Below are 23918 nucleotides of genomic sequence, written 5' to 3' on the forward strand. Positions count from 1 at the left end.
GGCGCCGCAACCGTACCGGCCGGAACACGAACTTGTCAGAAAACGGCCCACGTCGGCGTTTCGGCCGCCCGCGTTGGCGTTTCGATCGCACAGGGCCTCGTTGACCAGCACACACCTTTATCTGGCGTACCCGAACGGCCGGTGGGCGAAACCGTTCGCACAGAGCAGAACCACGCGCGCGCATTTCGACGTAATCTTGTAATCAGTGAAATACAGACACCACAGTAAGTAGGTGAATCCCAATGAGGCACGAGCATCGGGGACGAGGCTTCGGACGACCGGGCGGCTGGCAGCAGGCCGACCTACCGGATCCCGCGGACGCCCCGGACTGGTTCGCCGGAAGGTTGCCGAGCGACTGGTTCGCCGGGCCGCCCGTCATCGAAATCGATCGAGACGAGATCGTGGTTATCGGTGAGCTCCCGGCCCCGGTACCGGAAAAGGAAGACACTCCCGCCGAGGAGGTCCCGGCCGCGACGAAGGAGGGCGCCGTCGCCCGCTTCCGCGAGACCACCCGCCCGGCCCGCATGCAGATCGCGAACGAGGCCCAGCGCCGCTACGGACGCAGCGTCGCATGGGGCGTCTCGGTGGACGGCGAACGAATCATGTTCACGCACTTGGCGGTTCCGGTGATGACGCGACTGCGGCAGCCGGAGCGCAAGGTGCTCGACACGCTCGTCGATTCCGGTGTGGCGCGCTCGCGCGCGGACGCGCTGGCGTGGACGGTGAAATTGGCGGGCAAGCATGCCGAGGCATGGCTCGAGGAGTTGCGCACCGCCATGCGGAAAGTGGACGACCTGCGGTCGGAAGGTCCGCAGGGACTCTGAACAGGGCGGGCTAGTGTCTAAGCCATGTCGACACCTGGCCCGATCCTGGTTCTCAACGGCCCGAACCTCAATATGCTCGGCATCCGCCAGCCGGAGGTCTACGGGTCGGCCACGCTCGATGATGTCGTCCATTTGTGCCGACAGACCGCCGCCCGGTACGGCCGCGAGATCGATGCGTTCCAGTCGAATTCCGAAGGAGCGCTGATCGATCGGATCCACCGGGCGCGCGGCGTCGAGTCCGGGATTGTCATCAATCCCGGTGGACTCACGCATACTTCGGTCGCGCTGCGTGATGCGCTGGTGATTCCGGAACTCCCGATCGTCGAGGTGCACATCAGCAATGTGTATGCGCGCGAGGAGTTCCGGCATCACTCCTACATCTCCCCCATCGCCGCCGCGGTGGTGGCCGGGATGGGGATTCAGGGTTATTCCGCGGCCATCGAATTCCTGATCCACCGCTAGCGACTGCTCGCAGGTCGCTCGAAAGGGTCGGCTGACCGGATCGGCTTGTCGCACTAGGCGAGTCGGAAGACCGGGAAGCCCGGGGCGATCTCGGCCAGCTCCGCATCGGTGGCGTCCTTGGTGACGCCCTCGAAGAATTTGCCGACCTCCCAGCCCCACTTCTGCAGGTAGAGGCGCAGCAGCGGCACTTTGTCCGCGTCGGCCACTTCGGTCGCGGTGAACACCTCGACCTTGCGCCCCAGCCGCAGTTCACCATCGCCCGCGACGCGCAGATTCCGCACCCACTGGGTGTGACCGCGCGGCGCGACCAGGTAGCGCGTGCCATCGGTATCGGTCATCAGATTGACCATGGTGGTGCGCCATTCGCCACTCTTGCGTCCACGCACCGCCAACAGCCGCGACCCCATAACGCTGATGCCGAGGCGAGGCAGCCAGTTGGCAATCTTGTTCATGATCGGGTCCATGCCGGCCGGGGCGAGGTAGCGGGTGCTGGCGTTCATTTCCTACTCCTTTGTGAGCACTGCTCTCTGTTGAGATCAGTGTTCCACACCGATTCACACCAAGTCAAGAGCACTGCTCTCTTTTCTTTGGACGATCACTCGGCACCCGATCACCGAACATGACCTCGCGATCGACGAACAGGAAAGCCGGGTTCAGCGGCAGCAGTTGGGGTCCAAGACCAGACACAGCGCCGCGAGGGCGTCGCGTAGCGCGCGATGGTAGGTATTCATGCCGCGGCGTTCGGTCTCGACCAGGCCCGCTTTTCTCAGCTGGCCGAGATGATGGCTGGTGGTGGATTCGGCCAGTCCGATCGCCTTGGCGAGGTCGCCGGTGTTCTCCGCACCGACGGGGCTGGTGAGCAGCAGGGACAGCAGTTTGACGCGGACGGGCTCGGCGATGGCTTTGAGCCGCAGCGCGATTTCCAACGCGGCGATGTCGTCGATCGGTGCGGCGGCGACGGGGGCGCAGCAGACCGGGGTGGACATGTCGATCACGGGCAGCGCCTTGGGCATGCGGTCGACTCTACCCACCTTGTTGACATATGTCGAAAAGGTGGCAGACTCAACCTTGGCAGCTTTTCGATATATGTCTCACAAGTCGAGGTATGACCATGTCCCGTATCCAGCTCGCCCTCAATGTCGACGACCTCGACCAGGCGGTGATGTTCTACTCGACCTTGTTCCAGGCCGAGCCCGCCAAGCGCAAGCCGGGTTACGCCAATTTCGCCGTTGCGGAGCCGCCGCTGAAGTTGGTGCTGATCGAGAATCCCGGCCATGGTGGCAGCCTCAATCACCTCGGTGTCGAGGTGGAATCCAGCGATCAGGTGCACACCGAGATCGCTCGCCTGTCGGAGGCGGGCATGTTCACCGAGGAGCAGATCGCGACCACCTGTTGCTTCGCCACACAGGTCAAGGTGTGGGTGACCGCACCGGATGCCGAGCGCTGGGAGGTCTACACCGTGCTGGCCGACAGTGAAACCTTCGGCGTCGCACCGCAACTGGCGACCGGCGAGACAGCGAGCGACGAACAGGCGATCTCGGTGTGCTGCGGCACTGCCGAGGAAGCCGCCGCCGAGGGGGCGTGCTGCGCCAGTGACGCCAAGAAGGCGGCCGTCGCCTCCTGTTGCAGCTAACCCGTCGTTCATCTGCTGTTCGTTTGCCCTCGGATTCGATAACCATCAATATCGATGTGTGTCGAATCAAGAGCTCCCGCTGACCGCTGTGACCGCACCCGCGTGCGAGGTCACACCACTGGCGCGGCATCCCTTGACCGCGCGGGCCGCCGCCGACCTGGCGGCGGTATTCAAGGCGTTGTCGGACCCGGTCCGGCTGCGCCTGCTGTCGGTGGTGGCCGGCCACACCGGCCAGGAAGCCTGCGTATGCGATATCTCCGCGGGATTCGACGTCTCCCAGCCCACCATCTCCCACCACCTGAAGGTGCTGCGAGCGGCGGGGCTGTTATCGAGCGAACGGCGCGGGTCGTGGGTGTACTACCGCGTTGAACCCGCCGCCCTGCACCAACTTTCGCAGTTTCTCGACCTTGCGCTGCCCGAGGCGATCGCTCGATGAGTGCGCTGTCGCGGCGGCTGCTGGCCGAATTCGTCGGGACCGCGCTGCTGGTGTGCACGGTCGTCGGTTCCGGCATCGCCGCCCAGCAGCTCTCGCCGCGAGACAGCGGCTTGCAGTTGCTGGAGAACTCGACCGCGACCGTTTTCGCGCTCGGTGTTTTGATCCTGATGCTCGGCCCGGTATCCGGCGCGCACTTCAATCCCGTTGTCTCGGTCGCGGATTGGTTGGCCGGACGCCGCCGTGGTACCGGACTCACCGCTACCGACCTCTCCGCTTACATCAGCGCGCAGGTCCTCGGCGGGATGGCCGGGGCGGTACTGGCCAACATCATGTTCGACCAGCGTGCCGTCCAGATCGCCACCCACCACCGCGTCACCACCGGGCACTTGGTCGCAGAGGTGGTGGCCACGGCCGGGCTGATCGCGGTGATCTTCGCCCTCGCCCGCACCGGCCGCGCCGCAATGTCGGCTGCCGCAGTGGCCGCCTACATCGGTGCGGCCTATTGGTTCACCAGTTCCACTTCCTTCGCCAACCCAGCTGTCACGGTCGGCCGCATCTTCTCCGATACCTTCGCCGGCATCGCCCCCACCTCGGTGCCCGCGTTCATCGCCGCCCAAATCGTCGGCGCCGGTATCGGATTCGCCCTCATCGGGCTGCTCTACCCCGACCCGGCACCAGCCGAGAACATCGTCGCACCGCACCCCGTGACCGGTCCTGCCTGAAAGACGCACTCCGCCGATGACATCCAAACCCAGTGTGCTGTTCGTCTGCGTCCACAACGCCGGACGCTCCCAGATGGCCGCGGCGTTCCTCACCCACCTCGCCGGTGACCTGGTCGAAGTCCGCTCTGCCGGATCCGCGCCTGCCGACCAGGTCAACTCTGCCGCCATCGACGCCATGCGCGAGATCGGGATCGACATCTCCACCGAGATCCCCAAAATCCTCACCGTCGACACCGTGCGGGAATCCGACGTCGTCATCACTATGGGCTGCGGCGACGCGTGCCCCTACTTCCCCGGCAAGCAATACCTGGACTGGAAACTCGACGATCCCGCAGGCCAAGGCATCGACGCCGTCCGCCCCATCCGCGACGACATCGAAAACCGCGTCCGCTGCCTACTCGACGAACTCGGCATCCCCGCCCGGCCATAGACACGCTGCCGGTGCCGGCAGGGACTCCCCTCAGGCGCGAATAGAGCCGTCCCGAAGCGCACCACGTGCGCCCTTCGCAACCTCCACCGAGAATGTGGAGATGACATCCACTCCCCGGGTGGTGCTCGCCCCGGACAAATTCAAGGGCTCGCTGACCGCCCCCGAGGTCGCGGCCGCCCTGGCCGCGGGCATCACCCGCGCCGTGCCGCAGGCCGAGCTCCGGCAGGTGCCGGTCGCGGACGGCGGTGACGGAACCGTCGACGCATTCGTGGCCGCGGGCTGGGAGCGGATCGAGGTCGATGCTCCCGGACCAACCGGCGCACCCGGCACCGCCGCCTATGCGGTACACGGAACCACGGCCGTGATCGAATTGGCCGCAGCCGTCGGACTGACGAAACTGCCAGGGGGACAACCAGATCCGCTCGAAGCCGACACCTACGGACTCGGTGTCGTGATCGCTCATGCGCTGGATCGAGGGGTAACCGATATCGTCCTCGGCTTGGGCGGCAGCGCCTCCACCGATGGCGGTGCGGGCATGCTGCAGGCCCTCGGTGCTCGGATCCTGGATGCCGATGGCGCTGAATTATCCACAGGCGGGGCGGCTTTGGCGCATGCCGTGCGATTGGATCGCACCGGATTGCATCCACGGATCGCGACGGCGACCTTCACCCTGGCCTGTGATGTGGACAACCCACTACTCGGCCCAACCGGTGCGGTCGCCGTCTATGCGCCACAAAAGGGCGCGACACCGTCGGATCTGTCGATTCTCGAAGCGGCACTGACGAATTGGGCCACGGTCGTCGCACCGGAATTCGCGAAGGTGCCAGGCGCAGGTGCGGCGGGCGGCACGGGATTCGGCGCACTCGCGGTGCTCGGCGCGCAGGTTCGCAGCGGCATCGAGGTCGTACTCGAACTCCTCGATTTCCCAACACTTCTCGATGGCGCCACCCTGGTCGTCACCGGCGAGGGGGCCCTCGATATCCAGAGCCTGCACGGCAAGGCCCCGATCGGTGTCTGCGAAGCGGCGCGCAAGGCGGGCGTCCCGGTAGTTGCCGCAGTCGGCCGAACGCAATTGACGCGCAATGAGATCCGGGCGGCAGGCTTCACCGCCTGCTACGCCCTGGCCGATCTGGAAGCGGACCCCGCCCGCTCGATCGCCGATGCGGCACGGCTCCTCGCTCGCGTGGGCGAGCGAATAGGCGTCGACAACCTGTGAACGCCTAGCCCGCCGCGGCGAGCAGATTGCCGAGCAGTTCGTCGCTGTGCTTATCAGGATGCCGGGGCGCAGCACATCATCGATGCCAGCGAGGAGGTCGGTGTCGACGCGACGCTGTCGCACGCGGCGCAGGGCCTGTGGCGGCGCGCGATCGCGGCCAGTGCGGAGGCGGGACAGCCGGTTCCGGTGTATCAGCTGTTCGCCGGGCGGCGGTAAGTCTCAGTTCCCGGCGGCACGCGCCGAATCGATGGAGCCGAGGCGCGGGAACGGGGTGGTCGAGAAAATCACCTCCACCGCGACCTCGAAATAGGCCGCGATCCGCAATGCCAGATGCAGGCTCGGACTGTATTCGCCCCGTTCGAGGTAACCGATCGTCTGATAGTGCACGCCGAGCGCTTCGGCAAGCTCCCGCCGGGAGATGCCGCGCTCGGCCCGCAACATGGCGATGCGGTTGTAGATGACCTCAGTAGGCACGCTGAATCGCCTTCTCGCGGCGCGCCGCCACGTTCGACCCGGACTCGCGACGTGCCATCCTACGCAGCACGATCGGCGCGAGCAGCAGCCCGGCCACCGCCCAGACACCCAGCACGGCAATGGTTTCCAGATGCCGCCAGGAATGGCCGAGCTCGATGGCGACCGCATCGCCCGGCAGCATCGCCGAACGCATGCCGAGCCCGACCCAGTAGACGGGGAACACCTGCGCGAGGCCCTGCAGCCAACCGGGCATCGAGGTGATCGGGTAGAAGACGCCGGAAATCGCGACGATGCCCATGATCGGCAGCGAGACGAAGCCGATATTGCGCGGGTTGCTGAACAGCGATCCGAGCACCGCGCCGATCGGCATGGTCGCCAGCATGCCGATTGCGACCACGCCGATCAGGCCCAGCCAGGAACCGATGCTGCCCATTGCCGTGCCGTCGACCAGGAACAGCCCCGGAATCAGCACGATCAGGAACGGGATGACCACCCAGCCCGCGGTCGTGACGATCTTGCCGATCAGGTAGCCGATCATGCCGTTCGGAGTCGCCTTGGCGCGCAACAGCGTTCCGTCTTCGCGTTCCAGGGTCAGCATCTGGGCAATGCCGAACATGCCGTTGAAGGCGACGAGCATGCCGAGGATGCTCGGCAGTGCAAGTGAACCGAGTGCGAAGCCACTCGCCTCGAAGGTCGCGTTGCGCATGAAGAACAGCACGATGACCATGGCGACCGGCCAGAAGAGCATGCCCCACAGGTCCTGCACATTGGTGAGCGATTGCCGTATTTCGATCAGTCCACGCCGGGTTCCGGCCCGCACGGCGGCATCGATCGGATTCATCGCGCGACCTCCTCGAGGGAATGGACCTCGGTTTCGAGCCGGCCGGATTCGTACTGCCGCACCAGCGCCATATACGTGTCCTCCAGCGAGGCGCGGCGCACCTCGAGCTCGCCGATCTCGTCGCCGTGCTGCTTGAACAGCTCGTAGACGAATTCGGTCGACTCCGCGGTGGTGTGCACGAACCGTTGTCCACCGTGGGTCCAACGGATTTCGGCCTCGCCCGCGATACGTCGCGATAGTTCGTCGGCCGAGCCGTCGGCGATGATCCGGCCACCGGCCAGGATCATGATGCGGTCGGCGAGCTTCTCGGCCTCGTCGAGATCGTGGGTGGTGAGCAGGATGGTGGTCCGGTCGTCGGCGAGTTGATGGACCAGATCATGGAATTCGCGGCGGGCCTGCGGGTCGAAGCCCGCGGTCGGTTCGTCGAGGAACAGCAGTTCGGGGCGGCCGACAATGCCGATGGCGACATCCATGCGACGGCGCTGCCCGCCGGACAGCGATCCGATCTTACTGTTGGCCTGCTCGGTCAATCCGACGGCGGCAATGAGTTCGTCTGTGTCCCAAGGCCTGTGGATCCTATCCGTGCCGTACGGCGCGTAATAGGAGCCCAGATGCGAAAGTAGCTCGTGCACACGCCATTTGGCGTGATCACGCCACGATTGCAGGACGACGCCCAGTCGCGCCCGCCAGGCTTCGCTCCCGTGTGCCGGATCCGTGCCGAGTACCTCGACGCGACCCGCGGAGCGCATGCGGAAGCCCTCCAGAATTTCGATGGTCGTGGTCTTGCCCGCGCCGTTCGGGCCGAGGAGCACCAGCACTTCGCCCGGCCGGGCTTGGAACGTCACGTCGTGCAGGACGTCGGTCGTGCCGTACCGCATCCGCAATTTTTCGACGTCGAGCGCGACGCCGTCACCCATGGTCATCTCATCCTCCCGTTGTGAGATCGGGATGAATCGTAGCATATCTACTACATGGCACCGCGACAGTGCTATTTCTTGCCTGCGTCGTGGTTGACATGCAGCCAAATAGCTGCCTATCGTGAATATGCAGCTGAATGGCTGCATATCACGAAGAAGGTGGCATGGACGAGGTATTCCGAGCGCTCGCCGATCCGAGCCGCAGGAGGCTGCTCGACAGCCTCAACGCGCGCAATGGCCAAACCCTGCGCGAACTGTGCGCCGAACTGGATATGGCCCGCCAATCGGTGAGCAAGCACCTCGCGGTCCTCGAGTCCGCCAACTTGATCACCACTCGTCGCAGCGGCCGCGAAAAACTGCATTACCTCAATGCCGAACCCATCAACGCCATCGCCGACCGCTGGATCACCCGCTACCACCACGCCCGCGTCCGCGCGCTGGCCGACCTGAAACAAGCACTGGAGGCAAACCCCATGAGTGACAACGCATTCGTCTACACCACCTACATCAAGACGACGCCGGAGCGACTCTGGCAAGCCCTTACCGAGCCGGCCTTCACCAACCGCTACTGGGGCGCGAGCTTCGACACCGATTGGCGGCCCGGTTCGGAAATGGTGTGGCACCAACGGGATTGGACCAGCAAAGACGCGGAACAGGTTGTCCTGGAGGCAGATCCCTACACCCGGCTCTCCTACACCTGGCACACCTTCGACCCCGCCTTCGCCACCACCTTCGAAATGAATCCGGAAGACGTGGCGGCCTGGGCGCGCGAGCCCCGCTCGAAGGTGACGTTCGAAATCGAACCCCAGGGCGAAACCGTGAAACTGACTGTCATCCACGACGGTTTCGAGCCCGGCAGCGCGGTCCTGGCCGGTATCAGCGGTGGTTGGCCGAGCATCTTGGCGAGTCTCAAGACCTTGTTGGAGACGGGCGAGTCCCTGCCGGAACCGGTGGCGTAGTTCTCGCCGGATCGCTGAACTGCTGGAATACAGCCGAGGACCCAGCTGGATCGTCGCCCGAGCGCGCCTCACGAGGCACTCGCGGCGGCTCCCTACTGGCGGCGCAGGCCTGCGATGAGGAGGTCGACCATGCGGCGGGCGTTGTAGCGGGGGGTGTTGCCCGCGCCGATGCAGAGGTTGCCGACGGCGCGGAGGAGCTCAAAGGGGTCCATGTCGGGGCGGATCTCGCCTGCTGCTGTGGCGGCGTCGAGGAGTTGGGCGCATACCGGGACCAGGCGGTCGAGGAAGTAGGCATGCAGCGTCTCGAAGGCGGGATCGTCGGACTGTAGTGCCTCGGCGAGGCCGTGTTTGGTGACCAGGAAGTCGACGAAGAGGTTGATCCACCGCCCCAGCGCGGCATGCGGTGCGTCGCTGTTGGCCAGCAGTGTCGGGCCGGCCTCGGCGCATGCCTCGACCTGGTGTCGGTAGACGGCGACGATGAGATCGGCTCGCGTCGGGAAGTGGCGGTAGATCGTGCCGATGCCGACGCCCGCCTGCGCCGCGATATCGCGTACGGGGACATCGACGCCGGACTCGACGAAAGCCGCGGCGGCCGCGTCCAGCAGTGTCTTCTTGTTACGCAGGGCGTCGGCCCGTTTTCGCGGGGCTGACGACCCCGATCCGCTGTCGATATCAACCACCTCCGGCACATCGCTTGCCAAACGGAACAAGGTTCCGTATTGTTGGTTTCGGAACAAGGTTCCGTTTGTTCAGGATGACAGAACAGCCGAGCCGAAACCAATTCACGCCTCTCATGGAGGAACACCTCATGCAGTACCGCACTTTGGGCCGCACCGGTGTGCAGGTCAGCACCCTCGCGCTCGGCGCGATGAACTTCGGCCGGATCGGGCGCACCACCCAGGACGAGGCCACCGCTATCGTCGACGCCGCCCTGGCGGCCGGGATCAACCTCATCGACACGGCCGATATGTACAGCGACGGCGAGTCGGAGGAGATGGTCGGCAAGGCCATCGCCGGCCGCCGCGACGACATCGTGCTGGCCACGAAGGCGAGCATGCCGATGGGCGCGGAACGCAACCATCAGGGCGGCTCGCGCCGCTGGTTGGTCACCGAGTTGGACAACAGCCTGCGCCGGCTGGGCGTCGACCACGTCGATCTGTACCAGATTCATCGGTGGGACCCGAACACCAGCGACGAGGAGACGCTGTCGGCCCTGACCGACCTGCAGCGCGCCGGAAAGATCCGCTACTTCGGTTCGTCGACATTTCCCGCGTACCGAATCGTGCAAGCCCAGTGGGCCGCTCGCGAAAACCACCTGCGCCCTTACGTCACCGAACAGCCCGGCTACTCGATCCTGCAGCGCGGCATCGAATCCCACGTGCTGCCGGTGACCGAGCAGTACGGACTCGGCGTGCTGGTGTGGAGCCCGCTGGCTTCGGGCTGGCTGTCGGGTGTGATTCGCGCGGGTCGAGACATCACCACCAGCCGCTCGAAATTCATGCCGCAACGCTTCGACACCACCATCCCGATCAACCGGGCAAAACTGGATGCCGTCGAGCAATTGGCCAAGGTCGCCGACCAGGCCGGTTTGACGATGATCCAGCTCGCCCTCGGTTTCGTGACCGCGCACCCTGGCGTCACCAGCGCCATCATCGGGCCGCGCACGATGGACCACTTGCACTCGCAGCTCGCCGCCTCCGACACCGTGCTCTCCGCCGACGTGCTCGATGCGATCGACGCGATCGTCGCGCCCGGCGTCGACCTCGCCCCGGACGAGAAACACGACACGCCACCCGCTCTGCGCCACACGGCACTACGACGCCGCTCATCGCCGGTAGGTGGCCGGTAGCCATGCCCAGTTTCGGAATCATGACCGCCCCGATGCAGGTCGGCTACCAAGACATCCTGCGGGTCTGGCGCGAGGCGGACGCAATCCCGCAGATCGAACACGCGTGGCTGTTCGACCACCTCATGCCTATCGGCGGCGACCCGAACGGACCCACGCACGAAGGCTGGACATTGCTCTCGGCCCTCGCCGCACAGACCCGGCGACTGCGCCTCGGTCTGCTCGTGACCAGCAACCGCTTCCGCCCGCCCGCGATGCTGGCCAAGATCGCCGCGACCGTCGATATCGTCTCCGGCGGGCGGCTCGACTTCGGTATCGGTGTGGGCTCACGACCCGACCATCCGCTGGCCCGGCGCGAGTACGAAGCACACGGCCTGCCCTTCCACGACACTGCCAGTGCCGTAGAGGGTTTCGCCGAGGCCTGCGCGGTCATCCGGCGGCTGTGGACCGAGGCCGAACCGTTCGACTTCCATGGCACCCATATCCGATTCACCGGAGCGTTCTGCAACCCCAAACCGGTCCAGCGCCCCCACCCGCCGATCCTGATCGGTGGGCGATCAGCCGCGACGCTGCGAGTGGCCGCCGAGCACGCCGACCTGTGGAACATCCCCGGTGGCGATATCGACGACGTCATCCGCCGCAGCGCACTGCTGGACCGCTATTGCACCGAGATCGGTCGAGACCCCGCCTCGATCACCCGGTCGATCCACGTGCCCATCTCCTACGACAACCCCGGCGGCACCCGCGACGCCATCGGCGCGGCGATCGACGCCGGTTTCCACCACATAGTCCTCGGACTGCCCGCGCCATACCCCGCCGACATCGCGCAGTGGGTCGCCGACGAGCTCATCAGAACAGCGGTCTAGGCCGAAAAGGATTGGCCTGGCCGCCCATTCCGCAATCGAATGCGCCCAGCGCGGGAATGGCACTCAGGCCAAATCCTCACGACCGTCCGCGCACGGTGATACCGCCTACCGCAACGGCGCCTGGTCGGCGTGGTCGATGGTTACCTGACCGGTGCGCAGATACGTCATCACGGCGGCGTCGACGGCGGTGTTGCCGCGGCCGAATGCGCCGTGGTCGCCGCCCTCGACCGTGATCAGCGATCCGCCGAGCGCCTGCGCCATGGCCGGGCCGCCCGCGTAGGCGGTCAGCGCATCCCAGCGGCTCTGTAGCAGTAGCGGTCGGGTGCGCAGATCCCTTCCGGTGATCGGCACCGGCTTGGTCACCGGTTTCCAACTGCCGCAGGCGGTTCCGGAGCGGACCAGGTCGGCGCGGGCGTCCATGGCATTACCGCCGGTGGCGATGGTGGCGATGGCCGAACCGATCAGCTCGGAGCGGCCGGGCACATTGTTCTCGTTGCAGGTGATGGCCGAGAAGACGAAGCGTCCGGTCGGATCGGTGCTGGTCGCGCCCTCGATGGCGAGTAGCTGGCGGACGTTCTTCGGATCGATATTGGCGTCGGCCATCGCCCTCGCGAAGGTCGGCCAGAAGGTGCGGGTGTAGGTGGCGACCGCGGTCGCACCGACCAGCGGCACTTGCGCGGACGCGCCGCCGGTGACCATCAGGCGCACCAGATTCTGCACCTTGCCCGCTTGTTCCACACTGTCGTTGAAACCGTCGCGGGCGATTTCGGCGAGCGGTTCAGGCAGCTCGCCGGGCAGGTCGGCGACGCTCGCGGGTGGCGGGGTCAGGTTGGCGTACCAGCCTCCGCCCTGCTCGGCGACCAGCCGCACCCAGTTCTGGTAGACCTGCAGCGCGGTATCACCGAGCCGGTAGTCGCCGCTGTGGTCGGCGATCCAGGCGAACAGATCGTCGAGCCGCTGCTTGCCGGCGACCTGCTGTTGCGCGAATTCCTCGGTCCACACCCAGTCGGGATTGACGTTGGAGTCCAACACCATTCGATCCACCCGGCTCGGGAACAACGACGCGTACACCGCGCCGAGGTAGGTGCCATAGGACGTACCGAGGTAACTGATCCGATCCACGCCGAGCGCTGCGCGCACCTCGTCCAGATCGCGGGCGGTGCTCTCGGTGGTGATTGTGTCGAGGTAGCCGGGCAGCGCCGCGTCACAGGCCTTCTTGATATCGTCGCGGTTACCGCCGCCCAGCGAAACTTGTTCGCCCTCAGCCGGTTTCGATGCCGCACTGATGGTCTGGGAATCGCAGCGCAGCGGGGTGGCCCAGCGCAGCCCGCGCGGCTGCACCGCGATCCGGTCATAATGCTCGTCGAGTTCGGCGGGCATCGAATCGATCCGACGCGCCCAGTAGTCGAGGCCATCCGCGCCCGGTCCGCCCGGATTCGCGGCAATGACGCCGCGACGCTCGCCGGTGGCGGCGATCCGGCTGACGGTGAGTTCGATACGCGCGCCGCCGGGGTCGGCGTAATTCATCGGGACGGAGATCACCGCGCACCGCACGGCGCGCCCCTCGGTGACCGACGAGTCCGGGCAGGCGCCGAAGGACGCCGAGGGTGCGGCCTCGGCCCAACCCGTCACGATCGATCCGCTGATCAGGCTCGCGGCGGCGACAGCGACCAGTGCTCGTGGAAAACCTGGCGTCCTCATCATGTTTCGTACCTCCGCCGGGCCCATCGCCGATTCGGCGCGACCAACAGCATTCTGGTCAGCCTGGCACCGGTAGACAAGTCGAGCCGACGATCGGATGCGATTGGTATTGCGGTGCACGGCCATCCACACCCACCGGAGTAGCGTCGAGCCATGTCGACTGAGGTCCGCAACAACTTCGCGCTGGAACGTTTCGAGATCTACGTCGACGGTGCCATCGCCGGCTACGCCGAATATCAGGACACCGGCGCCGAGCGGGCCTTTATCCACACCGAGTTCGATCCAAGGCACGCGGGACGGGCATACGGCCGGGTGCTGGTGCAGGCGGCATTGAACGCCTCACGTCAGGAAGGTTTCGGCATTCTGCCGATGTGTCCGCTGGTGCGGCAATTCGTCCGAACGGAACCGGAGTACATCGCGACGGTTCCGCAGTGGGCGCGGGAGAAGTTCGGCCTGCCCCTGTAGATCAGTACACGGTAGATCAGTACGCGGCGACGGCCCCGTCGAGCGCCTGCTGCAGATCGGTGCGCACCAGCCGGGCGATTTCCGCGGGTTTGGTCGGCAGTTCGGTGATCGGCACCCCGAAATGGAAGCTGGCCGACTTGGCCTCCTCCTTGGTGACCGGCACGCTCGGATCGGGTCGGGGCCCATAGCTCAAACCCAGGCTGAGGAGCACCGGCCGCGCCCCCAACTTCATCGCGCGGAATGCGATGTGGCCGATCCCGCTGCCCACCGGCTGCACCTCGGTGTGGTCGACATCGTTGCAGGTGCCCTCCGGAAAGACCGCGATGCCGTCACCGTTTGCCATCCGCTCCGCGCAGATATCCATCATCCGTTGACCGGCCGCATTCGCCGCCCGCAGGCCGTGGTCTTTACCGCGGAATACCGGAATCCCGCCCATCATGTCGATCTTGCGGCGCTGGCCGGGATCGATGAACAGGTCGTCCTTGGCCAGTACGCGAACCCGCCCGATCACCGAACGCAATTCGCTGCGCCACGCCGCGGCGGCGACGGTGTACGGATCGGATTCGGAGAGGTGGTCGATCGCGACGAGCAACGGCCTGCGCTGGCGAATCACCTGGTGCAGTAGCTCTTGCGCACCTTCGGCATAGGTGACGCGCGGATGGTATCGACGTCCGAGAATGGCGTAGGCCCCCCATGCCTTCAGCCGGTTCTGCCGGTGGTCGCGATAGAAGTCGTACACAGTGTCAGCGTTGTCGAGGCGGACCTCGGGCCGTTCCATTGCCACACCCTAACCGGTCTGTTTTCGGCGTGATCCAGGTGCCGCCGGCCGCCGATCCGGGAATCCGCCGCGCCGCTTGACCGACGAACCGCCTGTGCCAGTGCGATGATGTCGGAGTGGCACGCGGAGATGACCCGGACGATCGGAAAACTCGCGGCGGACACGGTGACCGCAGGCGACGCGATTTCCGGCAGGGCGAGCAGGTGGTTCGCGCAGGCACCCTGCTGGTGTCGGCGACCGAACTGGTCGAGCCGACCTTCCGGCGCACCGTTGTGTACATCATCGAACACAACGAGGCGGGCAGCTTGGGGGTCGTACTCAACCGTCCGAGCGATACCGCGGTGCACGACGTGCTGCCACGCTGGTCCGAGGCGGCAGCCGCGCCGCGCACGCTCTTCATCGGCGGCCCGGTCAAGCGGGACGCGGCACTGTGTCTGGGCACCATCCGGGTCGGCGCATCGATCGCGGGCGTCCGTGGACTGCGTCGCATCGATGGCCGCGTGGTGCTCGTCGATCTGGACGCCGACCCGGAGCAGATCACGCCACTGATCGAGGGTCTGCGGATCTTCGCGGGCTATGCGGGCTGGACCTTCGGCCAACTCGAGGGTGAACTGCAGAACGACGACTGGATCGTCCTTTCGGCGCTGCCGTCGGATCCGATCAGCGCCGGCCGCCCCGACCTGTGGGCGCACGTGCTGCGCCGCCAGCCACTGCCGCTATCCCTACTCGCCACGCATCCGATTGAACTGGAACGCAACTAGGGACGTGGTCTGCATGAAGGAGGAAGTACCTACATGCAACGAGACAAGTGATCCGGCGAGAACATGGATAACTCGCCGGATAAGCCCAGAAGCCGATCACCCCGACTACCGCCGGCCCGCGACGAATCCGAGGGACCGCCCGACGACCGGCAAAAGACGCGGAGAGGCGGGGGAGCAGGTGACGAATGCCCGAAGAACAAGCCGAGCTGATGCGGGTTCTGTATCAGGAACATGCGTCGGCGCTGTGGCGGTACACGCTCGGTTTGGTTCGCGATCCAGGCCGGGCCGAGGACATCGTGCAAGAGACGTTGTTGCGGGCGTGGCAGCGCCCCAACGTGCTCGATCAATCGACGACATCGGCGCGGGCCTGGTTGTTCACGGTCGCGCGCAATCTCGCCGTGGATGAGCACCGCAGCGCCCGTAATCGGCGCGAATTCCGCACCGACAAGCCGCCGGAACAGGCCGCACCGGATCAGGCCGACCGGGCCTTGGACGGTTGGCTGGTCGCGGACGCATTGAGCAGACTCAGCGGCGATCATCGCGAGGTGATCGTGCGGGCCTACTATCGAGGCCTTTCCACCCACCAGATCGCCGAGGAACTCGATATCCCGGCGGGCACGGTGAAATCTCGCATGCACTACGGCATGCGGGCGCTACGGCTGGCACTACAGGAGATGGGGGTGACGAATCAATGACGGACATCGCCGACGACTATTCGACGTGGGATGCACCGTACATCCTCGGCTCCCTGTCCCGCACCGAACGGCGGGAGTACGAAGAGCATCTGGACGACTGCCCGGTCTGCCGGGCGGCGGTTGCCGATCTCGCCGGACTCCCGGGTTTGCTCTCGATGGTCGATCCCGATACCGCGTTGGCCATGATCGAGCGGCCGGAAAAGACTGCGGCCGAGGCGGATCCCCCCGCCCAGCTGCTGCCCCGGCTCGCCGATGCGGCCGAGCGGCGTAGGCGGCGCAGTCGGTGGGCGGCCGTCGGGGCTGCGGTCGCTGCGGCTGCCGCGGCGGTGGCCATCGCGGTTCCGGTGGTCACCTCGGTCACCGCAGTGCAAAGGCCGAGCTCCGAACAGGTTGTGGCCGAACGCAGTATGGAGGCGGTCACACCGAATCCGGTGACGGCCAGCTTCAAGGTCGTGCATGCCGATGGCAAGACCCGGATCGTGATGACCTGCAGCTATGGGCCGAGCGACCAGAAGTACAACTGGGATCTCGACCTGTACGTCATCGGCACCGACGGCAGCCAGGCCAAACTCGACCGGTGGCCCGCCGGACCCGGCACCGAGCTGACGATCGACCGGACCGTCGACAAGACGCCGGATCAGATCCAGGCGGTGCAGATCCGGAAGGCGTCGACGGGCGAGACGCTGCTGTCCGGCACGGTCTGACACGCTTCGATCCCCCCGCCGAACTCGACGGGGGGATCGAAGGTTTCGGTGATTCAGCGCTGGGTCTGCTTGCGGAAGACCGAGGTCGACCAGAAGTATCCGACCAGCGTGAGGCCGACGCACCAGGCAATGGAGATGATGCCGTTATTGCCGATCTCCGTGCCCATGAGCAGGCCGCGGATGGTTTCGGTGAGCGGGGTGAACGGCTGGTACTCGGCGAATTGACGCAATCCGACCGGCATGGTGTCGGTGCCGACCAAGCCGCTGCCGAGGAACGGCAGCATGATCAGCGGGAAGGGCATATTGCTCGCGCTCTCCGGAGTCTGCGCGACCAACCCCATGCCGACCGCTAGCCAGGTGAGTGCGAAGACGAGCATGCCCAGCAGTCCGAATGCGGCGATCCACTCGACGACATTCGCCGACGGCCGGAAACCGGCGAGCAACGCGACACCGACCATGGCGGCGATGCCGAGCAGAGCCTGAATCAATGCGCCGACGACATGTCCGGCGAGTATCGCAGACTGCGAAATCGCCATGGTGCGAAAGCGGTTCACGATGCCCTTGGTGGTATCGGTGCACACCGAGACCGCCACACCCGCGGTCATGTACGCCGGGATCATCAACAGCATGCCCGGAGTCAAGTAGTCGATGTAGTTTCCGCCGGACGACTTCTCCAGTGCGCCACCGAAAACGAAGTTGAAGGTGAGCAACAGGATGATCGGCATGAGGATGATGCTGAAGGTCATGCTCGGATACCGCTTCGCATGAAGCATGCTGCGCCGCAACATCGTTTTCGAGTCGGCGAGTGCGTAGGCCATCGAGCTGCTCATCGCACGGTCTCCTTTTCTGCGGTGGGATGTCCGGTGAGGGTGAGGAATACGTCGTCGAGGGTGGGGGTGTGCACGGAGAGTCCGGCGACCTCGATCTGCTCGTAGTCGAGCCGGTCGAGCACCGCACGCAGCGATTTGACGCCGCCGTCGCTGGGGACCGCGAGGGTGAATTCCTCCTCGGTCACGTCGTCTACGATCCGCGCCTCCGGCCCCAATGCCGTTGCCGCGGCGGCTAATCCGAGCTGATCGGCGAATTCCAGCCGGATATGTCCGCCGGGTATCCGCCGCTTCAATTCGGCGGCCGTGCCCTCGGCGACGATCCGGCCGTGATCGAGCACCGCGATCCGGTCGGCCAGTTGATCGGCCTCGTCCAGGTACTGGGTGGTCAAGAAGACGGTCACGCTGTAGTCGTCGACCAGCGTGCGGATCATTTCCCAGATCGCCCGCCTACTGCGCGGATCCAGGCCGGTGGTCGGCTCGTCCAGGAAGATGATGCGCGGATCGCCGACCAGCGTCATGGCCAGATCCAGCCGTCGCACCATGCCGCCGGAATAGGTTGCCGCGGTCTTGTCGCCGGCCTCGACCAGGTCGAAACGCTCCAGCAGCTCGGCGGCGAGGCGCTTGCTCTCGCGGCGCGGCAAATGGTGCAGATCGCCCATCAGGACCAGGTTTTCGCGGCCGGTCAGCAATTCGTCGACCGCGGAGAACTGGCCGGTGACTCCGATCGCGGTGCGCACGGCATCGGGTTCAATGACCAGATCGTGGCCGTCGACGCGAATTTCACCCGCATCGGGGCGCAGCAGGGTGGTGAGGATCTGCACGGTGGTGGTCTTGCCCGCGCCGTTCGGGCCGAGGAGGGAGTAGATCGTGCCCGCCTGAACCGTAATGTCGATGCCGTCGAGCACCACGTGCTCACCGAATGATTTACGCAGGCCCAGCGCCGAAATGGCAGGGGCGCGATGACCGTTGGACATGGTCTTCCTTTCGAGAAATTTCATAAATCAATGCGAATGACAGCATGATTCGGCCGCACCGCGCCCGGAGTCCGGTGCGGCGTTATGAGAGGTGGTATTCGGTTGGTATCGAGTTCGACTGTTCTTACCCGCCCCGTCGGCTCCGCCGACTGCTATCCCCTAGATGTCGAGTTCCTCGACCGGCGGACGGTCGGCGATCTGGGCCACTCGCTCGTAGAGCTTGTCCGGAATCTTTCCCTTCAATTCGCCGAGCGAATCGACGATCTCGAAAATGAAGTCGCCCCAGTCCTGATCGCCGACGCCGAGCATGCGACGCCAGTTCGTCAGATCCTTGACCCAGTTGGTGCTCTGCGGGTATTCGTCCCAGTTCGAATACTGGGCATGCATCACGAATTTGCCCTTCCGACTGCGATACACCCGGACGTGTTCCATGCGCTCTTCGTTCACGTCACGATGCTCGCCGAGCAGGGCGCCGGAGAAGCGGACCTGACGCACGCCATTGTGGCCGACCCGCAGCACTACCTCGTCGTAGCCCTCCAGCCTGCCCTCTTCCAGCTCGATGAACCGCCGCAGCGCGGTGGTCACCGCCCCCGAAAGGTTGCCGCCGACGAGCTCCTGCGCGCGCTGGAACAGTGGCAGGTCGTCATCGGCAACGTAGATCGTTTTGTTGGGCATGAACTCACTATACGTAGATGTATACGTACACGCAAGCAGTGGCGGGTCACAAGAATCCCGACCGCCTCATGCGCGGAGTACATCTTGCACGCCGCTAGCGACTGCTTGCAGGTCGCTCGAAAAGGTCGCCGCTAGCGACTGCTCGCCGGTCGCTCGAAAGGATCGGCATTGAACCGCTCGGCAGTCCAACTCGTAGTTCACGTGTACGCGATGCGTGACCGCGCTGTGCTCGCCTTCGGCGGCACGGCAGGTCGCTGCGAGAGGAGGGCCGATGCCGAGCAGGGTCGTAGATTATCTGGTACGAGCGGTTTCAACCCTGGGGGTGCGCCACATCTTCGGTGTCGACGGCGCGAATATCGAGGATCTATACGACGCCCTATTCGACGCGCCCTACGACGTCGCGGGAATCGTTGCCAAGCACGAGTTTTCGGCCGCGACCATGGCCGACGGCTATGCCCGTTCGACCGGCGGACTCGGCGTCGTCGCCGCCACCTCCGGCGGCGGCGCAATGAATCTCGTTGCCGGACTTGCCGAATCGTTCGCGTCCCGGGTGCCGGTATTGGCGCTGGTCGGACAGCCGCCGACCGCCCAGGAGGGCAACGGCGCGTTCCAGGACTCCAGCGGGCTCGCGGGCACCATCGACGCGGCCCGGATGTTCGGCGAGATCACCCAGTACTGCGCACGGGTGGAGACCGCCGCCGACCTGCCCGACAAGTTGGCCAGGGCGGTCGCCGCCGCCCGGCGCGGCGGACCCTCGGTCCTGTTGCTGCCCAAGGATGTACAGCAGAGCGATATCGGCGATACCCCGCCGTTCCGGCCGACATCGCCGACGCATCGGCGCGACGAAAGCGGCCTGGCTCGGGTGCGCGCCGCGCTGACCGCGGCACGCAAGGTCGGCAAGATCATGATCATCGTGGGCGACCAAATCGCGCGCGACGACGCCCGCGCCGAACTCGCTCGGCTGGCCCGCGCATTGGATGCGCCGGTGGGAGTCGCCCCCGATGCGAAGGACACCTATGACAATGCCGACCCCGCGTTCTGCGGTGTCGCCGGGAGTATGGGACATCCGGAATTGTCGGCGGCATTGCGCTCGGCGGCCCTGTGCCTGATCGTCGGCACACCGATGCCGATCACCGCGCGCACCGGATTGGACGAACTGTTGGCCGACCGCACCGTCGCGCATATCGGTGTCGCCGCGCCCTATCTGTCCGCGATCCACGCCACAAGCACGGATCTCGCGCGAGATCTGGCCGAACTCGCGGACGAATTCACCGACGGCATCGAAGAGAACCATCCGTATCCACCGCATGCTCTGACACCGCTGCGGGTGCCCGAGTCGACCGGTCCGGGTGTGCGCTACCGCGAATTGGTCGAGACGATCGAGGCGTTATTGCCTGAGGGCACGGACGTTTTCGCGGATGCGGGCAATACCGGGGCCGCGGTGGTGCACCATTTGCGGGTGCCGCGCGGCGGCCGATTCGTGGTCGCACTCGGCATGGGCGGGATGGGCTATGCGTTCGGCGCCGCGATAGGTTCGGCATTCGCACGCCATCGCGGACCGTCCGGAACCAGACGCACCATCGTCGTCGCAGGTGACGGCGCGTTCTACATGCACGGCATGGAATTGCACACCGCGATCGAACACCAGCTGCCGGTCATTTTCATCGTGCTCAACAACAACGCGCACGCGATGTGCGTCACTCGCGAACAGCTCTACTACCAAGATCGCTACAGCTTCAACCGATTTCGGCCCACACACCTGGGAGCGGGCATCGGTGCGATGTTCCCTGAACTCCCCGCGTACTCCGTACGTACTACCGCAGACCTGGCCATCGTACTGGGGCGATGCGTCGAATCCGAAGGGCCGGCGTTCATCTCGATCGACGTCGACCCCGACGAAGTTCCACCCTTCATCCCGTTTCTCGCGACATTGGAGAAGCTCGACACATTGGAGAATAGGCAGTGACAACAAGCGCCCTCCCCGCCCTCAGCGATATCCCGGAAGACGTAGTCCCCGGCGTGCTGCGGATCGAGAACTCAGATAAGGACGCAACCACTCCGATCATTATGGACATGCTGCGGTCGGTGTATCCGCACGACCAGATCTTCGGCGAATACTGTCCGGTGCAGGCGTATATCGCCGCGCCGCCGGAAGAGGTGTGGGAATACCTGGCCGATACCCGCAGCCTGGAGGAGTGGACCTACAGCCTGCGCGGCTTCGTCGAGACCGAGGAACCGGGGCTGTGGCTGGCCTGGGACCGGCTCGGCCCGGCGACCAAGATTTTCACCCGCACCGTCGCGCACCGCGAGGGCATGACCGTCGACTACCACTGCGCCTGGGATCAGAGTCAGCACCTTTGGATGATCTACCTGCTGCGGGTGATCGATGCCCAGGTGGTGTTCAACAAGCCGGGTTCGGTGGTGCTGTGGGTGAACTGCCGTCACCCGTTCTACGACGAAAACCCCTATCCCGAAACGGCTCCCGAGAAGCGGCCGGTATGGGTGGGCGACTTCTGGGAAATGTTCTCCGCCGGGCACCAGCTCGAAATGGACAACCTCAAGGCGATCTGCGAATACCGTGCGGCAAACGGTCTTCCGATCAAGCCCGACTGGATGAAGTGAGGCCGCGCCATGAACTTCTCTGATCCGAACGGCCCTGGACTGCCGGCCGTCAGCCTTGTCGATGTATCGAGCTATCTGCCGGGTGAGCCGGTCGGCACCGAATACTTCACGCAGTACAGCCGATCCGATCGGATGGCCAAGAACGTCATGTTCCGTTCGCCCAAGGCGCGCCACCATGTGGGCAGGGACGAGACCGCGGTGGACATGGTCGAGCGTGCCGTCGCACCGCTGATCGAACGCCATGGTGCACAGGCGATCTCGGATATCGATGTGCTGATCACGCACACCCAGCTGCCGGACAATCCGGTCATGGGCTGCGGACCCGAGGCAGCCCGCCGCCTCGGGATGAAGCCCCGCTTCGTCTACGACGTGCACAATGGCGGCTGCGCGGCCTTCGTGCACATGATGGCCATGGCCAGGATGATCCTGCAGACCACCGACGCCCGCTCCGCGCTCATCGCGGCGTCCCAGAACTGCGCGGGCCCGGTGTTCACCCAGACCGAGATCCGCAAGCTCGCGCAGGCGCCGGTGCCCGGCGACGCCTGCGGTGTCGGACTGCTCGTCAAGGACGATTCCGCGCCGATCCTGGATATCGAATGCCGCACCTATCCCGAATTCGCCGGGGATATGGAGTTCTCGACCAATGGCGAGCGCAAGTACTGGGAGCCGGGCGAGGGGCAGGGCTGCGTCAGTTTCACCGAATCGAAGATCACCAAGGTGTTCGCACGCGGTAATCGGCTGGTACCGGAGGTGGCATTGGCGGTGTGCGATCGGATCGGGGTGAAGGGCCGCGATATCGACACCTTCGTCACCAATCAGCCGAACCGGCTGTTCCTGCGCAACTGGCACGATGCGCTGGAACTGCCGCCGGAGCGGCATCCGGACACCTTCGACAAGTGCGGAAACCTGTTCGCCGCAGGCATTCCGGTCACCCTCGATACCGAGAATCGAGCGGGTCGGCTGCGCAACGGCTCGGTGGTGCTGTTGTCGGCATTCGCGCACGCCGGTGATTTCGCCGGCGCCGCGGCGGTGCGCTGGGGTGCGGCCGGATGAGCGTGCGGGTGGCCGATGAATCTCGGCCCTCGCAACAGCACCGAAGTCAGCGGACGCAGGCTCGGTTCGATCTCAGCCTGAGCGAAAATCCCTTCCCCCCACTGCCTTCGGTACTGATCGCCGTGAACAGCGTACTGGCGCAGGCCAATCGCTATCCCGAGTTCCTGCCGCGCCGGCTGCCGAGGTTGATCGCGGGGCGCGTCGGGGTGCATTCGGATCAGGTGGTCGTCGGTTCCGGTGCGACCGGGGTGGCCATGCAGATCATCCGGGCGTTGACCAAGCCGGGTGACGGAATCATCTACGGTGCACCGACTTTCGACGGCTATCCGATCATGGCGGAGATGGCCGATCTCGAGGTCGTGCCGGTGCCACTGGATGGCGCGGGCAATCAGGATCTCTGGGCGATGGCGAAGGCCATCGACAAGCGGACCGGTTTGGTGGTGGTCTGCCGTCCGCACAATCCGACCGGCACCGTGATCTCGGCCGGCGAACTGAAGTCATTCCTGTGTTCGGTGCCGCGCCGGGTCCCGGTCATCCTGGACGAGGCATATGCCGAATTCCTCGGTCCCGCCGATCGGGTCGATACCCTCGAACTGCTCAATCGACATCCGAATCTGCTGGTCCTGCGCACCTTTTCGAAGGCATACGGACTGGCCGGTCTGCGCATCGGCTATACCTTCGGCAGCAGCGAGTTGATCAGCCACGTCCGCAGGCTGCAGCTGCCGTTCGGGGTGAGTTCGGCGGCGGTGGCCGCGGTGGCAGCGTCCTACGCCGCCGAACCCGAATTGGCCGCGCGCATCCTGCGCATCACCACCGCACGCGAGACCCTGCGCAGTGCGTTGCTGCACCGACACATCGCCGTACCGCGCAGCTACGCCAACTTCCTGTACCTGCCGGGCCCCGGCGTAGCAACGGCGCTGCGCCGGGCCGGCATCGCGGCCAAGGTGTACCCCGACGGCAGCGCGCGCATAGCTGTCGGGGACACCGAGGCCGACAACGCGGTGCTGAAGGCGCTGGAATCACTGCGGTAGATG

General features: G+C 65.5%; 29 protein-coding genes and 1 pseudogene. 19 read left to right on the forward strand and 11 right to left on the reverse strand.

Translation table 11 applies throughout. The annotated features are described in order from the left end of the window. Positions 1-242 precede the first annotated feature (242 nt). Positions 243-824, forward strand: coding sequence for a hypothetical protein (locus ACQPXH_RS32025; protein WP_433600132.1), 582 nt, complete (start codon positions 243-245; stop codon positions 822-824). 24 nt (positions 825-848) lie between these two features. Beyond that, positions 849-1286 carry a type II 3-dehydroquinate dehydratase gene (gene aroQ, locus ACQPXH_RS32030; protein WP_433600133.1) on the forward strand — a complete coding sequence of 146 codons (438 nt, stop codon included), beginning with the start codon at positions 849-851 and terminating at the stop codon, positions 1284-1286. A 53-nt stretch (positions 1287-1339) separates the two neighbouring features. Here aroQ and ACQPXH_RS32035 read toward each other — a convergent pair whose 3' ends face one another. Further along, entirely contained in the window at positions 1340-1786 is a 447-nt protein-coding gene (locus ACQPXH_RS32035) for a nitroreductase family deazaflavin-dependent oxidoreductase (RefSeq protein WP_433600134.1), read from the reverse strand. A 153-nt stretch (positions 1787-1939) separates the two neighbouring features. Continuing rightward, the gene (locus tag ACQPXH_RS32040; RefSeq protein WP_433600135.1) at positions 1940-2299 is read right to left on the reverse strand and encodes an Rv2640c family ArsR-like transcriptional regulator; all 360 of its coding nucleotides are present in this window, start codon (positions 2297-2299) and stop codon (positions 1940-1942) included. A gap of 98 nt (positions 2300-2397) precedes the next feature. On the opposite strand from ACQPXH_RS32040, the gene ACQPXH_RS32045 reads away from it, so the two are divergent. The 6 genes and pseudogenes from ACQPXH_RS32045 to ACQPXH_RS32070 form a co-directional block, all read left to right on the forward strand. Then, on the forward strand, positions 2398-2919 hold the full coding sequence (locus tag ACQPXH_RS32045; RefSeq protein ID WP_433603657.1) for an ArsI/CadI family heavy metal resistance metalloenzyme: 522 nt from the start codon (positions 2398-2400) through the stop codon (positions 2917-2919). A 58-nt stretch (positions 2920-2977) separates the two neighbouring features. Further along, positions 2978-3355, forward strand: a complete 378-nt coding sequence (locus ACQPXH_RS32050; RefSeq protein WP_433600136.1) for an ArsR/SmtB family transcription factor — start codon at positions 2978-2980, stop codon at positions 3353-3355. Then, complete coding sequence (locus tag ACQPXH_RS32055) at positions 3352-4077, forward strand: aquaporin (RefSeq protein ID WP_433600137.1); 726 nt, start codon at positions 3352-3354, stop codon at positions 4075-4077. Before ACQPXH_RS32050 ends, ACQPXH_RS32055 begins: the two co-directional genes overlap by 4 nt. Before the next feature lie 16 nt (positions 4078-4093). After that, the gene (locus ACQPXH_RS32060) at positions 4094-4507 is read left to right on the forward strand and encodes an arsenate reductase ArsC (protein WP_433600138.1); all 414 of its coding nucleotides are present in this window, start codon (positions 4094-4096) and stop codon (positions 4505-4507) included. A 100-nt stretch (positions 4508-4607) separates the two neighbouring features. Then, on the forward strand, positions 4608-5723 hold the full coding sequence (locus ACQPXH_RS32065) for a glycerate kinase (RefSeq protein WP_433600139.1): 1116 nt from the start codon (positions 4608-4610) through the stop codon (positions 5721-5723). Between the two features lie 54 nt (positions 5724-5777). Further along, a pseudogene (locus tag ACQPXH_RS32070) lies at positions 5778-5939 on the forward strand (NAD(P)-dependent oxidoreductase); the annotation flags it as partial. A gap of 3 nt (positions 5940-5942) precedes the next feature. On the opposite strand, the gene ACQPXH_RS32075 reads toward ACQPXH_RS32070, so the two are convergent. Genes ACQPXH_RS32075 through ACQPXH_RS32085 form a run of 3 tightly spaced genes read right to left on the reverse strand, consistent with a single transcriptional unit; the run spans position 5943 to position 7961 of the window. After that, positions 5943-6197, reverse strand: a complete 255-nt coding sequence (locus ACQPXH_RS32075; protein ID WP_433600140.1) for a helix-turn-helix transcriptional regulator — start codon at positions 6195-6197, stop codon at positions 5943-5945. After that, entirely contained in the window at positions 6187-7038 is an 852-nt protein-coding gene (locus tag ACQPXH_RS32080; RefSeq protein ID WP_433600141.1) for an ABC transporter permease, read from the reverse strand. The genes ACQPXH_RS32075 and ACQPXH_RS32080 overlap by 11 nt, the downstream gene beginning before the upstream one ends. Next, a complete protein-coding gene (locus tag ACQPXH_RS32085) occupies positions 7035-7961 on the reverse strand; it encodes an ABC transporter ATP-binding protein (RefSeq protein ID WP_433600142.1) in 927 nt (308 codons plus the stop codon). The genes ACQPXH_RS32080 and ACQPXH_RS32085 overlap by 4 nt, the downstream gene beginning before the upstream one ends. A gap of 158 nt (positions 7962-8119) precedes the next feature. Here ACQPXH_RS32085 and ACQPXH_RS32090 point away from each other — a divergent pair, with 158 nt between their 5' ends. Further along, positions 8120-8914: an ArsR/SmtB family transcription factor gene (locus ACQPXH_RS32090; protein ID WP_433600143.1), complete on the forward strand. Its 795-nt coding sequence runs from the start codon at positions 8120-8122 to the stop codon at positions 8912-8914. Between the two features lie 92 nt (positions 8915-9006). On the opposite strand, the gene ACQPXH_RS32095 is transcribed toward ACQPXH_RS32090, so the two are convergent. Next, complete coding sequence (locus ACQPXH_RS32095) at positions 9007-9594, reverse strand: TetR/AcrR family transcriptional regulator (protein WP_433600144.1); 588 nt, start codon at positions 9592-9594, stop codon at positions 9007-9009. Between the two features lie 128 nt (positions 9595-9722). Here ACQPXH_RS32095 and ACQPXH_RS32100 point away from each other — a divergent pair, with 128 nt between their 5' ends. Together ACQPXH_RS32100 and ACQPXH_RS32105 are read left to right on the forward strand one after the other, a co-directional pair. Continuing rightward, positions 9723-10763 carry an aldo/keto reductase gene (locus ACQPXH_RS32100; protein ID WP_433600145.1) on the forward strand — a complete coding sequence of 347 codons (1041 nt, stop codon included), beginning with the start codon at positions 9723-9725 and terminating at the stop codon, positions 10761-10763. Positions 10764-10783: 20 nt separating this feature from the next. Continuing rightward, positions 10784-11626 carry an LLM class flavin-dependent oxidoreductase gene (locus ACQPXH_RS32105; protein WP_433600146.1) on the forward strand — a complete coding sequence of 281 codons (843 nt, stop codon included), beginning with the start codon at positions 10784-10786 and terminating at the stop codon, positions 11624-11626. Positions 11627-11731: 105 nt separating this feature from the next. Here ACQPXH_RS32105 and ACQPXH_RS32110 read toward each other — a convergent pair whose 3' ends face one another. Next, positions 11732-13330 (reverse strand): alpha/beta hydrolase, encoded by a 1599-nt coding sequence (locus ACQPXH_RS32110; protein ID WP_433600147.1) that lies wholly within the window; start codon positions 13328-13330, stop codon positions 11732-11734. A 150-nt stretch (positions 13331-13480) separates the two neighbouring features. Here ACQPXH_RS32110 and ACQPXH_RS32115 point away from each other — a divergent pair, with 150 nt between their 5' ends. Further along, positions 13481-13792, forward strand: coding sequence for a GNAT family N-acetyltransferase (locus ACQPXH_RS32115; RefSeq protein ID WP_433600148.1), 312 nt, complete (start codon positions 13481-13483; stop codon positions 13790-13792). A gap of 16 nt (positions 13793-13808) precedes the next feature. Here ACQPXH_RS32115 and ACQPXH_RS32120 read toward each other — a convergent pair whose 3' ends face one another. Then, complete coding sequence (locus ACQPXH_RS32120; RefSeq protein ID WP_433600149.1) at positions 13809-14570, reverse strand: lysophospholipid acyltransferase family protein; 762 nt, start codon at positions 14568-14570, stop codon at positions 13809-13811. Positions 14571-14686: 116 nt separating this feature from the next. On the opposite strand from ACQPXH_RS32120, the gene ACQPXH_RS32125 reads away from it, so the two are divergent. The 3 genes from ACQPXH_RS32125 to ACQPXH_RS32135 all read left to right on the forward strand — a co-directional run bounded on the left by ACQPXH_RS32125 (position 14687) and on the right by ACQPXH_RS32135 (position 16730). Further along, complete coding sequence (locus tag ACQPXH_RS32125; RefSeq protein WP_433600150.1) at positions 14687-15331, forward strand: YqgE/AlgH family protein; 645 nt, start codon at positions 14687-14689, stop codon at positions 15329-15331. Between the two features lie 185 nt (positions 15332-15516). Further along, on the forward strand, positions 15517-16026 hold the full coding sequence (locus ACQPXH_RS32130) for a sigma-70 family RNA polymerase sigma factor (RefSeq protein WP_433600151.1): 510 nt from the start codon (positions 15517-15519) through the stop codon (positions 16024-16026). Further along, positions 16023-16730, forward strand: coding sequence for an anti-sigma factor family protein (locus tag ACQPXH_RS32135; RefSeq protein ID WP_433600152.1), 708 nt, complete (start codon positions 16023-16025; stop codon positions 16728-16730). The genes ACQPXH_RS32130 and ACQPXH_RS32135 overlap by 4 nt, the downstream gene beginning before the upstream one ends. 53 nt (positions 16731-16783) lie before the next feature. Here ACQPXH_RS32135 and ACQPXH_RS32140 read toward each other — a convergent pair whose 3' ends face one another. The 3 genes from ACQPXH_RS32140 to ACQPXH_RS32150 form a co-directional block, all read right to left on the reverse strand. Then, a complete protein-coding gene (locus tag ACQPXH_RS32140; protein WP_433600153.1) occupies positions 16784-17560 on the reverse strand; it encodes an ABC transporter permease in 777 nt (258 codons plus the stop codon). Further along, a complete protein-coding gene (locus tag ACQPXH_RS32145) occupies positions 17557-18534 on the reverse strand; it encodes an ATP-binding cassette domain-containing protein (protein ID WP_433603658.1) in 978 nt (325 codons plus the stop codon). The genes ACQPXH_RS32140 and ACQPXH_RS32145 overlap by 4 nt, the downstream gene beginning before the upstream one ends. A gap of 159 nt (positions 18535-18693) precedes the next feature. Next, a complete protein-coding gene (locus tag ACQPXH_RS32150; protein ID WP_040697293.1) occupies positions 18694-19209 on the reverse strand; it encodes an EXLDI protein in 516 nt (171 codons plus the stop codon). Positions 19210-19480: 271 nt separating this feature from the next. Between ACQPXH_RS32150 and ACQPXH_RS32155 the strand changes: the two genes are divergently transcribed. The 4 genes from ACQPXH_RS32155 to ACQPXH_RS32170 are packed head-to-tail and all read left to right on the forward strand — an operon-like array spanning position 19481 to position 23915. Continuing rightward, complete coding sequence (locus ACQPXH_RS32155) at positions 19481-21175, forward strand: thiamine pyrophosphate-binding protein (RefSeq protein WP_433600154.1); 1695 nt, start codon at positions 19481-19483, stop codon at positions 21173-21175. Further along, complete coding sequence (locus ACQPXH_RS32160) at positions 21172-21831, forward strand: SRPBCC family protein (RefSeq protein WP_433523554.1); 660 nt, start codon at positions 21172-21174, stop codon at positions 21829-21831. Before ACQPXH_RS32155 ends, ACQPXH_RS32160 begins: the two co-directional genes overlap by 4 nt. A gap of 9 nt (positions 21832-21840) precedes the next feature. After that, positions 21841-22884: a 3-oxoacyl-ACP synthase III family protein gene (locus ACQPXH_RS32165; RefSeq protein WP_433600155.1), complete on the forward strand. Its 1044-nt coding sequence runs from the start codon at positions 21841-21843 to the stop codon at positions 22882-22884. Positions 22885-22892: 8 nt separating this feature from the next. After that, entirely contained in the window at positions 22893-23915 is a 1023-nt protein-coding gene (locus ACQPXH_RS32170) for an aminotransferase class I/II-fold pyridoxal phosphate-dependent enzyme (RefSeq protein ID WP_433600156.1), read from the forward strand. Positions 23916-23918 lie beyond the last annotated feature (3 nt).

The sequence above is a fragment of the Nocardia sp. CA-135953 genome (genome assembly GCF_050955735.1).
Lineage (GTDB): Bacteria > Actinomycetota > Actinomycetes > Mycobacteriales > Mycobacteriaceae > Nocardia.